A 13,958-nucleotide genomic window follows, 5' to 3' on the forward strand; every position below is an offset into this window, starting at 1 on the left:
TTCCAGCCGATCCCAAAGTTGACAGCTGTCAACTTTTTCCAAAACCCTGCACTTTGATCGCTGAACCGATGCCGCCCGCCGCTGCAATTGCGGCCAATCCTGTGCGGTTCGTCCCTGCAAGGTCGTGATACAGACGCACCATCAGGATCGCGCCAGAGGCCCCAATCGGATGACCACGGGCCAATGCGCCGCCCTTGAGGTTCACGGTGCGCGGATCGATCGGTGTGCCTTCCACGCAGGCGATGGCTTGGGCGGCGTAGGCCTCCATCATTTCGACCTGATCGACGGGGGTGTCCGTGACCGCTTTGATCGCGGCAATCGGGGCGAGCGCGGGGTTCATCGGGTCGCCGCCAACACAGGCGTAGTCGGTCAGCAGCAGCGCATTGCGGTCGGGTAAAACGTCATCCGCCACGACAAGGCAGAACGCGGCGGCATCGGCAGAGACAGCGGTGTTGACAGCTGTCAACTCTCCGGTGACGACAGGGGCGCGGGCGACCAAACGCGGGGCAAGGCGGCGGGTGAACGGGTCGTCCAATTCATCGCCCAAGGGCACGATTTCAAACCGAAGCGCCGTGCGTGCAGAGAGCGCCTTTTCATGGCTATCAATGGCCCAAGCATCCTGCCGTTCACGAGGCACGTTCAGCGCATTCGCGGCCTCGGCCAGATCGGGGTCACGGTCGGGCCACGGGGTGAACGGGGGGCGGTCGTAGGCAACGGGACCGTCAGGCGTTTGCGCCATGCGGATCGGTCGTTGCGAATGGGACTCTGCGCCGCCCGCCAAAACGACCTTGGCCTGACCAGAGCGCACCAATGCCATCGCGATCCCAATCGCATCGAGGCCACCCGCGCACTGCCGATCAATCGACAGGCCCGCGACGCGGCTCGGCAGACCAGCGGCGAGTGCGGCGACACGGGCGGGATTGCCGCCGCCACCGATGGCGTTCGATAGGATGACCTCGTCCACGTCCTCTGGGCGCAATCCAGCGTCCGCGAGGCACGCCAGTATTACAGGTGCCGCGAGGTCGTGCAGCGCGTATCCCGACAAAGCGCCACCCTTGGGCGCGACGATGGTGCGGCGGGCGGCGATGATGCGGGGTGTCATGTGAGGTTCCTCAGCAAAGCGGCCAGCGCGGTGAGGTTCGGTTTGCCCGAGCGTAAGGCGGGCCAGTCCGACAGACGGTAAGCGCGGCGGATTTGGATGCCATTGGCACGGGCTGCGGACTGGAGGTCCTCGGGCGTGATCATCCCGTGATAGAGCGCCACAGGAACCGCCCCGCGCATGTCGTCCAGCATCGGCAAAACAGCGACCCCATGCACGCCGTCGATTTGGGATAGGGCGGCCTCTGCGGCTTCGGGGTGGTAGTTGCGATCTGCGACGGTGAACATGCGATCCGCACGACCTGTGAGGAAGAGGTGGCCGTTGCGCATCTCTCCCATCTCGCCAACGGTGACCCAGCCTTTGCGGGTTTGAGTGGTGGCGCTGGAGCCCTCAACGTAGTGGTCAAAAAGGTAGGGTGAACGGACCCAAACGAGGCCATCGCGAATGTCGATCTCAACACCGGGGTAGGGCGCGCCAACGGACCCCTCGGGCGTGGATACATCCGATAGGGTGATAAAGCTCGTCTCAGCCGCCCCGTAAAATTCATGCAGCCGCGCGTTCGGTGCCATCTGAGCGACGCGTGCTTTGGTCGCTGCATCCAGATGGCCGCCACCGACGAGGATCAGCCGCAAGGCGGGCAGGGGGCGGAGGAGGGCGCTGCGCAATTGCGTGGGGGTCGCGTAAAGGATCGTCGTCTGCTCCATCGCGGCGGTCTGACGGTCGGGGCGCAGGTCGCTGAGGACGTCGACGGTGATGCCCTGCCACAGACCCTCGCAGAGCGCGTAGAGCGCGAGCGACTGATCCAAGCTGCCGAGGATCGCAGAACGGTCGTCAGGAGTAATTCCAAAGAGGTCACGGTTCACGGCGAAACTGCTCACCCAACTCGCGTAGCTACGGCGGATACGTTTCGGTGCGCCCGTCGAACCAGAGGTGAGCGTGTGTATATACTCTGGCTCGTCATCGGCCTCGAACAGGCGGGGCGAAATGCAGAAGCTCTGACCGCTGTGTAGTGCCTCCAAGAGGCGGGGCAGGGCGGTCGCCAGAGGGCTTGGCGCGATCACATCGACAGGGCCACCCGTGGCGCGAGCCACATAGGGGCGCGTCACCTCTACCCCGTTGCAGAGCAAACGGGTAGTAGGTGATGGCGCGAGGCGCAGGGGGGCGGTGGCGACGGACATGACCAATCCATAGCGCAACCCTCTCTATCGGACCAGAGTTGCCGACGCCGCTGGCTGCGCTACATTCACCCCCATCTTAGGTTGCACACCTCAATCGGAGGACACTATGACCCTGACGCGCCGTTCTATTCTGGGCACCCTCTGCGCCACTGCTGCGCTGCCGTCTTTTGCGGCGGGGGATAGTCCTCTTCCACGGGTAAGCTTTGTAAATGCGGATGGTGGGATGCACGACAGCGCCGATTGGGCGGGGCATCCTGTTCTGGTGATCAACTCGGCCAGTCGCTGCGGGTTCACGCCGCAGTATGACGCGATGCAGGCAGTCTACGATGCCTATGCGGATCGCGGTCTAATCGTCCTCGCCGTGCCGTCCGACGACTTCCGCCAAGAGTTGTCGTCGATTGATGAGGTCAAAGAGTTCTGCGAGCTGAACTTTAACCTGACCCTACCGATGACCGACATCACCCATGTCAAAGGGCCAGAGGCGCATCCGTTCTATCAATGGCTCGCCACGGATCATGGCTTTGTCCCGCAGTGGAATTTCAACAAAGTGCTGATTGGTGCCGATGGTCGGGTCAAGGGCACATGGGGCAGCACCACGAAACCTGACAACCGCCAAATCCTCGATTTGATCGAAGCGGAACTCACCACCTGATTTTCGGCTTTAGGCTTCTGTCGTTTCAGTTAAAACTATGCGCAACGCGGGCCACTGGGGCCTGTAACGTATTTTGAACTGAGGACGATTATGGCGACTGACACCCCCAAAGCAGAGACCGCAGCACCGCAGCTGCCCATGTTCTACAAATCGCTCGCGCTGCTGAACAAAGCGGCCCACGGCGACCTGCGTTTGCGCCCTGCGAAATCGATGAGCTTTGCGGCGAAGGCAAACTCCATCGTTCTGGCAGGATCTGAATTTGCCTCGGCCAGCCACGACTACCCGATCGTCTTCAGCGGCAAGGGCGCAGAGCCGACCGCCTTTGCGGTGACAGGTCGTAAGACGGGCGAGAACATGTTCGTGTCGAAAGACGGTGCGTGGAAGAAAGGCGCGTATGTTCCCGCCTACGTCCGTCGCTATCCCTTTATGCTGGTGAAGTCGCCAGACGGCACGACCTACAACATGGCGATCGATCCCGAGTCCGAGATGATCCATGCGAAAATCGGCGATCCGCTGTTTGATGGCGATCAGCCGTCCAAGGCGACCGAGCGGATGTTGGAGCTCAGCAAATCCTTCATCATGGACATGGAGCGGACCGCGACCATCATCCGCCAGTTGGAGACGCTGGACCTCCTCGAAGAGCGTCAGGTCGAAGTGACCCTCGCCAACGGAACCAAGTCCCGCATCGGTGGTTTCCGCGTTGTGAACGAGTCGAAACTGTCGGCGCTGTCCGACGGTGATTTCCTCGCCCTGCGCAAGACTGGCGCGCTGCCCGTGGTCTATATGCACCTCGTTTCGCAGCAACGGTGGGCAGCAATCCGCGGATAAGTGCTAAAAGTTAAATGGCGGGTTTAGGCCCGCCATTTTTCTTTGGGCCGCGTAAATTAAGATCAGAGTTTTGAGTCGTCTGGTGCTGCTAGGCGGCTTTTTCTGTTTTTGGGATGGGTTTTGGATTTTAGCATTTTCGCCTGCGTTATGTGAGAATTTTGTTCTGAAATTTGGTGGGCTGTGGCACTTGAAAGAGAAAATAATTCCAACTACCTGCGGTTTCGAACAAGACTTTAAGGTGTCGAAATGAAATTCCTTGCTCCTGCTTTTGTAGCCGCTCTTGGCTTTGCCTCTGCTGTTGAAGCGAACACGTATGGGCCTCTGGTGACGCCTGCTGAATTGGCGGCGTCGATTGATGACGTGCAACCGATCCTCGTTGATATTCGCAATGATGGTTATGCCGAGGCGCACGTTGATGGCGCGCTTTGGGCGCCGTATCGGATGTTCCGTGGTCCTGCGGAAAACCCAGGTGCGCTGGTTGATCTGACCGCGCTTGAGGGGAACCTCGAACAGTTGGGTCTGGAGTATGATCTGCCGATCGTGATCATCACTGAAGGCAAAACAGACACTGATTTTGGTGCTGCGGCGCGGGTTTATTGGACGCTGAAATCTACAGGCTTTACCGATCTGTCGATCCTGAACGGTGGTCAGGCGGCTTGGGCGGCGGCGGGTTTGCCGATCAACGCGACAGTCGAGTCGTCGATCCCGTCGGAATTGAATCTGTCCTTTAGCCACGAGTGGCTGGCGGAAACCTCGGATGTTGAGGCTGTGACCACAGGTGCGGCGCAAGCGATCCTCGTCGATGCGCGTCCTGAAGATTTCTATCTGGGTCGCAAGGGCCATGACGCGGCTGACCGTCCGGGCACGCTGCCGGGTGCCGTTAACTACGTCTACACTTCGTTCTTTGATGACGGCGCTGCGGCGATCCGTGGGGCGTCGAATGTGGATGAGTTGAAGGTGGCTTTGGGCGTCGAAGAGGGCAAAGACATCGTGTCCTTCTGCAACACGGGTCACTGGGCGGCAACGAACTGGTTTGCACTCTCGGAGCTGGCTGAGCTAGACAACGTGAAACTCTACGCAGGGTCGATGGTTGAATATTCCAACGCGGGTCTTCCGATGGAAAACACTCCGGGCCTGTTCCGTAACTTGCTGAACCAGATTGGTTTCTAAAATGTCTGAACACGTGATTGCGGGGGCTTTGGCCCCCCGTCCGATCCTAAAGCGCGGTGGCCTGATTGTGGCTGCCGTGTTCGTCGTTTTGGCCGTGGCTGCGCTGGCGGGGGCTCGATATGGGCTGCTGCTGGCGGTGGGGCTGGGCTTTGGCCTCGCCCTCGAAGGGTTGCGGTTCGGATTTGCGGGACCGTGGCGGGCGATGATCCTGCGGCGCGAGCCGTCGGGATTGTGGGCGCAGTTGTTGGCGATTGGGATCGTCACCGTCTTTGCCCTGCCGTTGATTGCGAACCATGGTGGCGAATTGAACGGCGCGCAAGCCCCGATTGGTTTTGCGATGATCGCCGGGGCCTTTGTGTTCGGTGTCGCGATGCAGGTCGTTTTGGGCTGCGGGTCGGGCACATTGGTTAACGCGGGGTCTGGGAACCCCGTGTCGTTGGTCGCGCTGCCATTCTTTGCCATCGGGAGTTTCGCGGGCGCATATCACCTGTTCTGGTGGACGGGCTTGGGGGCGCTGCCGATCATGAACTTTGAAGGGTGGAGCGGTGTTCTCATCACGCTTGGACTGCTGTTTTCGGTCGCGATGGTGGCGTGGAAATTCGCAACGCCCCAGAAACGGGTATTGCCGCGTCGATTGGTGATTGCGGCGGTCGTGATCGCGGCACTGGCGCTGGCGAACCTGTTGATCTCTGGCCAGCCGTGGGGCGTGGTTTACGGGCTCGGCCTTTGGGTGGCGAAGGGTGCAGTAGCGGCGGGCGTGGACCTGTCGGGCTCTGCGTTTTGGGCAGCACCGGCGACGGCAGAACGTGTCACCAGTTCTGTGCTGACCGACTACACGTCGTTGACGGATATCGGCATCATCCTCGGCGCGTTCTTTGTCGCGAGCTGGAGGGTAGGGGGTCTATCGGCGAAACTGCCATCCTTGCCCGCGCGGGCGTGGGTCGGGACAATCGTGGCGGGGTTCCTGCTAGGGTATTCGTCGCGTTTGGCCTTTGGTTGCAATGTAGGTGCGTTCTTTTCAGGGATTTCCACGGGGAGCCTGCACGGTTGGGTCTGGTTCGGCGCCGCCTTTGTCGGGTCGATTTATGGGATCAAACTGCGTCCCATTCTGGGATTGGAGGCACGGTCATGACCAGACGTTTTACAGCAGGTATCGCCGTTCTGGCCGTCGCTGGTTTGATTGGCTGGGACCTAAAGGCCAGCCCGCCGAATCCTTATGCGGCACCGCCAATCCTCGCTATTGGGTCGGGGTTATCAACGGCTGGTGGGTTCTGTGGGGCGCTACCGAACTAGGCCGACGGCCTATCACCTTGAACATTCGTGGTTTGTTTGTCGGGCGGGCGCGGGATCGGGTTGATTTCTGCGCCCGTCGGCATAGGCTCGGTTCCTAAGCTGGGGCGTAAATCTACGGGGTGTTCGGAATACTTAACAACTTGCGCATCAATGTCGGTGGCGGGCCGTTGGTGTCGGAGCCGTTGCACGATGGATTTGCGGTATCACGGCTATACCGTATGCGTCGGTTTGTGCGCAGAAAACCCCTTGGGTTTTTGCTGTATTTCTTGCCTGTTGTTCTGCTGTGGACATACCCGATGTCCTATGGGGCCGCGATTTTCGGTCATAATGCCTTTGCGGTTCAATACTCCCCGTCGATCTCGTTCTATGTGCTCGCCCTTGGTGTTCTGATCTATCCAACCAGACTGATCTGGGTGCCTGCGCTGGTGTTTCTATTCGCCCTTTGCGCGCCGTTCCTCCTACCCTTTGTCGATATGTCGGTTTGGCACGAATTGCTGGTGCGTGCGCCGCAAGTGGTCATCGCGTTCTTTGTGGTGAACCTGATTGCGGCGTTGATCGTCGGCGTGGTCGCGAGAGAGACGATCGGGTTATTCCGAAGCAGGCTCTTACCTTACACGGCGGATCTTCTTCTCGCGCTTTTGGCGCAGGTCGTGTTCTTCATCGTGAACCTGATCATGATCGCGATTTTCGTGAACGTGATGAAGTCGCTGCCTGCGGATCTTCAGGGTTTGGTTGGTTACGACGAACACTACTTTGACCTCGCGCTGAAACGTGTGCTGCGCGGGTGCGCGGTAATTTTGGTATTTTTGCTGCTGTTTCTACATCGCCCGCAGAAGCTAGAGCTGCTCTACCTGCTGCCTTCAATTTTTGTGTTCTCGACGCTTGGGGTTATTCACGCGTCTGGCTTTGGGCAAAGCAACCAGATGGAAGCTGGCCTTGTGATTATGGTCATGGCTTTGGTTATGCCGCAGGCTATCGCTCCGCTGAGCCTTGTCGCTGGGGTTGGATGCTATGCTGTGCTGACGGGCACATTCCTAACCGATCTGGTACCCGAGACCGCGCATGAAAATGCGATGGATTACTACGGCACGGTCCTGTTGAATTTGGGGACCTACATTCTGGCGCTTCGCGGCTATATGGAACGTCGGTTGCAATTGGCGCGGGACAGTAACGAACGGCTCGACGCAGCGCGCGATTTCGCGGGCGTTGGGATTTTTCAGGTCAATCAGAACCTCGGCATGGTGCAGCTTGACCCGACGAGCATGCGGGTATTGGGTGTCGATACTGTATATACGCCGGTGCGGGACATCTATGCTCGGTTCGCGCCCGAGTCCCGTCAGCGGATGGCTGAGATGGGGATCGTTGAGCCGGGGCAAACGTATAAGCATGTTTTGCGGGTCATTCGCGGACCTGGTGACGAATGCATGATCCGCATCTTTGTCTGGGCGCAATATGCCGAGAGCGGGGCAAAACTGGCCTACGGGCTGGTGCTGGATATTACCGACGAACAAGCGACAGAGTCCGCGTTGCGTCATGCGTTGACCTATCTTGAGGCGCGGGATGAAAAGCAGCGGCGGATGTTCTCGATCATTTCGCATGAAATACGCACGCCTGCGTCGGTGATGGCGATGTTGATCGAGGATTTGGAGCCGTTGCAGACCGCGGCGATGAAGCCAAAACTCGCCGAGGCGTCGAACCAGTTGTTGGGTGTGCTGAGCGACATGCGGCAAGCGGTGAACCCCGAAGAAAACCTCGCTGTGGTTAAATCGCCCTATGTGCCTGCGGAATTGGCCGAGACGGTGCGCAATACCTATCAAGCGCAGGCCAAGAAGAACCACATGAACATCAAGCTCAAGCTCGGCGCGGGGGCGGATGTTCGGCGGATAGGGGATCAGTTGCGGACAAAGCAGTTGGTTGGGAACCTTGTGCGCAATGCCTTGCTGCATTCGCGGGGCCGGACGGTCGAGATTATCTTTGAAGCGCAGCCTGAGGAAAATGGGCAAATGTGGTCCGTTTGGACTGTGCGCGACGATGGGATCGGGATTCCGCCCGATGAGGTCGATCGACTGTTTGAACCATTCGAGAGGGGCGGCAAAGATCCACGCAATCAGGCGGATGGCAGCGGGCTGGGCCTCTATATCGCGAAGACAGCGGTGGAGCTGCTGGGCGGGTCGATCACATATATCGAACGGGCGCGGGGCGCATGTTATCAGATCAGACTACCAGAGGACATCGCGACCGATGTAGAGCCAGTTGAGCCGACCGTGCGCGACGCGGTCGACCTGTCCGTTCTGCATGTGCTGTTGGTCGAGGATAACCCGCTGGTGGCCGAGGTGACAAAGACGCGGCTGAACAAGATTTTCGCGAATGTGACTTTGGCGCGGAATGGTGAGGATGCGCTGGTCATGGCCCAAGCAAACCCGCCCGACCTTCTGATAACGGACCTATTCATGCCCAAGATGGAGGGCGATCAGTTGATCCGTGCTCTGAAAGAGTTGGATCATGATTACGTGATGATTGGCCTGACGGCGGCGGCCGTTGGCAACGACATGGATCGTTTCACTGACGCGGGCGCGGATTTGGTGATGTCAAAGCCGCTGGATAGCGAAGCCTTGATGGAGTTCTTGGCGGGGTGACTTACGATGGCTGTTGCGGGGCGGATTGCATGCCAACATCCATGAATTCATCCAAGAACAGCGACATGAGTTCTACGCGAGACGTTACGCCTGCCTTGCGAAAGACGTTGTGCGAGTGAACCTTGACCGTGCCGACGGTGCAATTGCGCAGTTCAGCGATGTCTTTGGATGCCAGCCCGCGCATAAGCAAAAGCGCGATGTCAGACTCGGACGGGGTGAGGGACCATTCGTTGAATTGCGCGTGAACGTGGCTGTCGAAATCGTGGCGAAGGGAATGGAGTGTTTCGCGTTGGCGGGCGTTCTTTGTCTTTAGCTCGGTGATGTAGACCGACAAAAGCACCATGCCGAATCCAAGTACGGTGACGGCGAGAATCTCGAAAATGAGGTGTGAGAGGTCACCGAATTGGTAACCGCGCCCTTCGCTGATGTGCTCGCGCAGGTCAACGATGACATCCTGAGCGAAGAAAAGTCCTGAAATCCCCATGCCCCAAAAAATGATGGTCGCGAAGGTCGCATTTTCGAATTTGGTGGTGGAATACATTGGATTGCCCTTTTTTATGAGGTCTAGACTTAGGGCTAATCCTGCTAAAATTGCCATAAACCATCGGTATAGAGGCCAAAAACGGCTTAAAATACACCTTTGGCATATTTGGGGGTGGGGATGCGGCGGTCATAACGGTCCCATCGAAGGCGCAGTAGACAACGTTGCGTCGAACACTTGGAGACTAGACATGAAAACACTTTCGTTTGCCGCCATCGCGCTCGCACTTTCGGTTTCTGCTGCTTCTGCTCAGGACTTTGTTCAAGCGCAGATTGACAGCCTGTTTGCGCAGGGCTACACACACTTTTCGGTTCGCCGCGGCGTTCTGAATTCTTCGGTTGAGGCCTATTCGCCGACTGGTCTGGAAACGACTGTCGTCCTCGATAACTCGACCGGCGAAGTTGTGAGCCAGCGCGTTGAGACCAATGATGCAGCAGTTGTTGCGGGCACGATCCAAGAGATCGAACAGAAGCACCTTGGCGAAGTTGCTGGGTCCGACGACGTGCTGGTTGAAGTTACGACTGCAACTGGCGAAGTGATTTTGGTCGAAGCTGGTGAGCTTCGCAGCGCGCCAAAAGCTGGTAGCGACGATGTATATACGACCGTAACCACAGCATCCGGTGAGACGGTTTACGTCGAAGTAGATGATCACGGTTCGAACGATGACAACGATCATGTAGGCGGGTCGGATGATCACTCTGGTGGTTATGATGACAACGGCAACGATGATGATCATGGTTCCGATCATGACGATGATCACGGTTCGGACCACGACGACGACTGATCGTCGCTTGTGACCAAAGCTGCAGGGCGGTACATCTGCCCTGCATTTGAAAGGTCCCGCCATGCAGAGCTTGCGTCATTTCCTAACGGCCTCGGACACTGATCCGTCGCTCGTTTTCCTGATCGAAGATATCGCGGCGAGCTGTGCCCGTATTGCCAGCCATGTGCGCGACATGGCGTTTGAGGGAAACCTTGGGCAGACGGATGAGACGAACGTTCAGGGCGAGGCGCAAAAGCCGCTCGATATCGTGGCAAACGATATCTTCCTTGAGACGTTTAACGGTGGCCATGTGGCCGCGCTGGTCTCCGAGGAGATGGATGAGGTTCAGTGGCTCAAGGAGCCGAAGGCGGGGGATTACATCCTCTACTTTGATCCGCTGGATGGGTCGTCCAATTTGGACGTAAACATGACCGTCGGGTCGATCTTTTCGGTCATGCAGGTGCAGGCGGACGGCGATCGGACGGTTTTGCGTAAGGGGCGGGATCAGATCGTGGCGGGCTATGCGATTTATGGCCCGTCGACGATGCTGGTACTGACGATGGGGCAGGGGGTCCACGGGTTCTCTGCGCGGCACGGGACGGGTGATTTCCGTTTGACCCACGGCGATATTCGCGTGGCCGAAGAAACGGCTGAGTTCGCGGTGAACATGTCGCGGATGCGGTTCTGGGATGCGCCTGTGCGGGAGTATGTTGAGGCCTGCCTCGCTGGCAAAGACGGTCCGCGCTGCAAGGATTTCAACATGCGCTGGATTGCCTCCCTCGTGGCTGAGGTTCATCGCATCCTGATGCGGGGCGGCGTGTTCATGTATCCCGTCGATGCAAAGCTGCGGGATAAGGGCGGTCGGTTGCGTCTGATGTATGAGGCGAACCCGATGGCGATGATCATGGAACAGGCGGGCGCTGCAGCGACGAACGGCGTGAGCGATATCCTCGACCTGCAGCCCGAGGATCACCACCAGCGTGTGGGGCTGATCCTCGGGGCGAAGTCTGAGGTTAAGCGGTTAACGCAAGTTGGTCCGACATAACCTGGGCGCTGTCGCGCTGGCTGCGTCATTCTCATAGTTAGGCTTTGATTTTGGCTCCATTGATTGATCGCTTTGCGCTGGGTCACGCGATGCGTTGGGTGGCCGGGGGTGGGTGTTATCGGGCATTTAGAGCGCGGCCTTGTTTGGTGGTGGCGAGTTTTCGGAGGCCGTAAAAACGGTTCTGAATTGTAGGGTCTTCAAAGCGGGCTTCATTCTTGGCTACATTTTGAGAATATTTATGCGAGGACTTGCGGGCGTTCTCATTTGGCAGCTAGGCGCACTGGTACCAGTGCGTAACTACCTGTAGAGTGAAAATTAATGTAGTCTGGGGAGCGGAGTTGAAAAATGGCGTCGGTGACATCTGCCCTCAGGACTTTGTCCTTAGCCATTTGCCTATCATTATTATCTCAGGCGGCTTCACCACAGTCGGCTCCGCTCCTAATTTCCGATAGTCTGACCGTAGATCCTGAGCGTCAAATTTTTACCGCGACCGGAAATGTTGAAGTTTATTTTGATGGTGCAAAACTCACGGCGCCGAGTGTGACCTATGATCAGGGCGGCGATCGGTTCAGCATTGAGGGCCCGTTTGTATTGTCCGATGCGAGCGGGACCTCCGTCACTTACGGTGAATTTGCTGAACTCTCTCCCGATCTAGCGGAGGGCGTGATTTACGCGGTGCGCCAGGTCATCGAGGATAACCTGCAAGTCGCCGCCCAGCAGGTCACGCGAAGTGGCGGAAATTTGACAGAATTTAGCCGGGTTCGAGCGTCTTCCTGTCGAATATGCTCCGGCTCTGATATCCCTATCTGGGAAGTTAGAGCTGAGGCTGCGGTGCACGATGAGGCAGCAAAGACAGTCACATATCGACACGCGCAGCTCAGAATTCGGGATATTCCCGTTGCGTACACGCCCTGGCTTCGATTGCCCGACCCCTCGGTGACGCGGGCAGATGGCTTTCTTCCGCCCACTTTGTCGGTAAACTCTCGCCTTGGTACTAGAATTGGGGTGCCGTATTTCAAAACACTTGGGGATTACGCCGACCTAACGGTCGCACCCAATATTGCCATTGGGGGTAACGCGTCTCAAACTGTTGAGGGTCGATACCGACGATTTTACGGAAATGGATACGTTGAGCTCAATGGTGCCGTGAGCTCAGACGACTTGAGCGATGCCAGTTTGAGGGCGTTCCTCTTCTCAAATGGCCATTTCCTGTTCGAGAACGGGGTTGATTTAAGGTTCCAATCACAGAGCGCGAGCGACCCGACATATATCGGGACGTATGATTTTTTTGATCGCGATCGGAAAACATGACGAGGAGATGAAATTGTTTTTGAGGACGATCGTCTAAACGATAACTTGATGATTACCCGCCACCTTGAAGGCGAAATCCTTGAATTTAGTTACGTTGGTTTCACGCCGCTCCGTGATCCCTCGTACCTCTATGACGGTCCAAACCGAGTTGTTAACTCGCAGTGGATGCGAGAGTTAAATTTTGGTGAATTACCTGGGACGGTGCGATTAAATGTTGTTGGTCAAGTCGACGCAAATGACTTTGGGTCCGCAAATGCGCGTCAGGTTGATATTGCTCGTGGATCAGTGAATTTATCGTGGCGGGATAGCCGAGAGGTAGGCGATCAGCTGAAACTCCATTCCGATCTGGGCGTATTCCTCGATAATTACCGTGTCTTTGATGATGTATCTTGGGAAGATTCACAGATTGGTGCGTCCTACCTGGCCGCCACAAAATTAGAGCGGCCAATAGCATTCGCAGGATCTGACTGAGGTGCTTCCACTTTGATACCTAGCCTGCAATTTATGACATTTAAGTCTGGTGGTTTGAACCTCCCAACAGTCGATGGGTCCACGATTGATCTCCTCGATCCGTATGACTACTCGGACCTAAATCGCTTCAGGCGTCTCAATAGAGACCAAAATGTGGCATACGACGTCACAACAGTTGAGGTGGATGTCACCCTTCAGTACCGTGCCATTGGCGGGTTTTATTTTGGCGGTGGCATCAATCAGGACTTCGTCGTGTCGTCGAGCGATTTAAACCTCGATGACAGCCGCATCTATACACTCGACCTCGGCCGGGAGGGGAGTGGACTGACTTATTCGCTTACCTCCAAGTTTAACCAAAGTGCCGATCGTATATACGACGCGGCCTCATTTTCGGTGCCGATTGATCGCCTCATGGTGTCGGGGGCATATGTCAGGCAGGACTTGGACCCGGCCTTCGCCAATGCACAAGCCCTAGAGCGCTGGTCACTCGATATTTCTGCGCCACTGACCTCGCATTTGAGTGGGGCAATTGGCACAACGTTTAATGGGTTTGAAACCGATGATTCTTTTGCCACTGGTGCATTGAATTATGATGACGGTGAGGTGTGGCGTGCATCAATCAGTGGCCGCTACGACCGAGATCTCGAGCGCTACGACCAAGTCGATGCAGAAATCCGCCGGCGAATGGACTGGGGTGGCGATCTTTACGCCATTCACTCAGACGACTTCGATACAACCAGCCGGTTCGGTCTCGGGCTTGAATACAGCAACGAGTGTGTGGAGTTCCTTGCGGGTGTCACGCGTGTTAAGAATGCTGCCACTGGGCTCGACGGTACGACAGAGCTCTCTATTGAATTGCGCCTCGGTAGTTTCGGGGCTGAGAGGGCTCGGACGTGTGGCTAGTAAGGCTAGCATTAAAGTTAAATTTAGACCTCAGAATATAAAAAGAGCTCCCGTGTCGGGCATGCTGT

14 protein-coding genes are annotated in these 13,958 nt (G+C 57.2%); 11 read left to right on the forward strand and 3 right to left on the reverse strand.

Annotation, left to right across the window (positions count from 1 at the left end; genetic code table 11):
• Positions 1-28 precede the first annotated feature (28 nt).
• Positions 29-1,102, reverse strand: coding sequence for a thiolase family protein (locus QWY83_RS03070; protein WP_249947219.1), 1,074 nt, complete (start codon positions 1,100-1,102; stop codon positions 29-31).
• Positions 1,099-2,277 carry an AMP-binding protein gene (locus QWY83_RS03075; RefSeq protein WP_249947218.1) on the reverse strand — a complete coding sequence of 393 codons (1,179 nt, stop codon included), beginning with the start codon at positions 2,275-2,277 and terminating at the stop codon, positions 1,099-1,101. Before QWY83_RS03075 ends, QWY83_RS03070 begins: the two co-directional genes overlap by 4 nt.
• Before the next feature lie 106 nt (positions 2,278-2,383).
• Here QWY83_RS03075 and QWY83_RS03080 point away from each other — a divergent pair, with 106 nt between their 5' ends.
• The 6 genes from QWY83_RS03080 to QWY83_RS03105 all read left to right on the forward strand — a co-directional run bounded on the left by QWY83_RS03080 (position 2,384) and on the right by QWY83_RS03105 (position 8,856).
• Entirely contained in the window at positions 2,384-2,929 is a 546-nt protein-coding gene (locus QWY83_RS03080; protein WP_249947217.1) for a glutathione peroxidase, read from the forward strand.
• Positions 2,930-3,019: 90 nt separating this feature from the next.
• Complete coding sequence (locus QWY83_RS03085; protein WP_249947216.1) at positions 3,020-3,757, forward strand: SapC family protein; 738 nt, start codon at positions 3,020-3,022, stop codon at positions 3,755-3,757.
• 246 nt (positions 3,758-4,003) lie between these two features.
• A complete protein-coding gene (locus QWY83_RS03090; RefSeq protein WP_249947215.1) occupies positions 4,004-4,927 on the forward strand; it encodes a sulfurtransferase in 924 nt (307 codons plus the stop codon).
• Between the two features lies 1 nt (position 4,928).
• Complete coding sequence (locus QWY83_RS03095; protein ID WP_249947214.1) at positions 4,929-6,059, forward strand: YeeE/YedE family protein; 1,131 nt, start codon at positions 4,929-4,931, stop codon at positions 6,057-6,059.
• Positions 6,056-6,220 carry a hypothetical protein gene (locus QWY83_RS03100; RefSeq protein ID WP_249947213.1) on the forward strand — a complete coding sequence of 55 codons (165 nt, stop codon included), beginning with the start codon at positions 6,056-6,058 and terminating at the stop codon, positions 6,218-6,220. Before QWY83_RS03095 ends, QWY83_RS03100 begins: the two co-directional genes overlap by 4 nt.
• Before the next feature lie 230 nt (positions 6,221-6,450).
• Entirely contained in the window at positions 6,451-8,856 is a 2,406-nt protein-coding gene (locus tag QWY83_RS03105) for a PAS domain-containing hybrid sensor histidine kinase/response regulator (protein ID WP_249947212.1), read from the forward strand.
• Between the two features lies 1 nt (position 8,857).
• Here QWY83_RS03105 and QWY83_RS03110 read toward each other — a convergent pair whose 3' ends face one another.
• Entirely contained in the window at positions 8,858-9,397 is a 540-nt protein-coding gene (locus tag QWY83_RS03110; RefSeq protein WP_249947211.1) for a helix-turn-helix transcriptional regulator, read from the reverse strand.
• A gap of 190 nt (positions 9,398-9,587) precedes the next feature.
• On the opposite strand from QWY83_RS03110, the gene QWY83_RS03115 reads away from it, so the two are divergent.
• From QWY83_RS03115 to QWY83_RS03135, 5 genes are all read left to right on the forward strand, one after another.
• On the forward strand, positions 9,588-10,181 hold the full coding sequence (locus QWY83_RS03115) for a hypothetical protein (RefSeq protein WP_249947210.1): 594 nt from the start codon (positions 9,588-9,590) through the stop codon (positions 10,179-10,181).
• A gap of 61 nt (positions 10,182-10,242) precedes the next feature.
• On the forward strand, positions 10,243-11,205 hold the full coding sequence (locus QWY83_RS03120) for a class 1 fructose-bisphosphatase (RefSeq protein WP_249947209.1): 963 nt from the start codon (positions 10,243-10,245) through the stop codon (positions 11,203-11,205).
• A gap of 345 nt (positions 11,206-11,550) precedes the next feature.
• A complete protein-coding gene (locus QWY83_RS03125; protein WP_249947208.1) occupies positions 11,551-12,516 on the forward strand; it encodes an LPS-assembly protein LptD in 966 nt (321 codons plus the stop codon).
• A gap of 48 nt (positions 12,517-12,564) precedes the next feature.
• Positions 12,565-12,987 carry a hypothetical protein gene (locus tag QWY83_RS03130; RefSeq protein ID WP_249947207.1) on the forward strand — a complete coding sequence of 141 codons (423 nt, stop codon included), beginning with the start codon at positions 12,565-12,567 and terminating at the stop codon, positions 12,985-12,987.
• Between the two features lie 153 nt (positions 12,988-13,140).
• The gene (locus QWY83_RS03135) at positions 13,141-13,890 is read left to right on the forward strand and encodes an LPS-assembly protein LptD (RefSeq protein ID WP_249947206.1); all 750 of its coding nucleotides are present in this window, start codon (positions 13,141-13,143) and stop codon (positions 13,888-13,890) included.
• Positions 13,891-13,958: the final 68 nt, after the last annotated feature.

It is taken from the genome of Marivivens donghaensis (assembly GCF_030410045.1).
In the GTDB taxonomy this organism is placed as follows: domain Bacteria; phylum Pseudomonadota; class Alphaproteobacteria; order Rhodobacterales; family Rhodobacteraceae; genus Marivivens; species Marivivens donghaensis.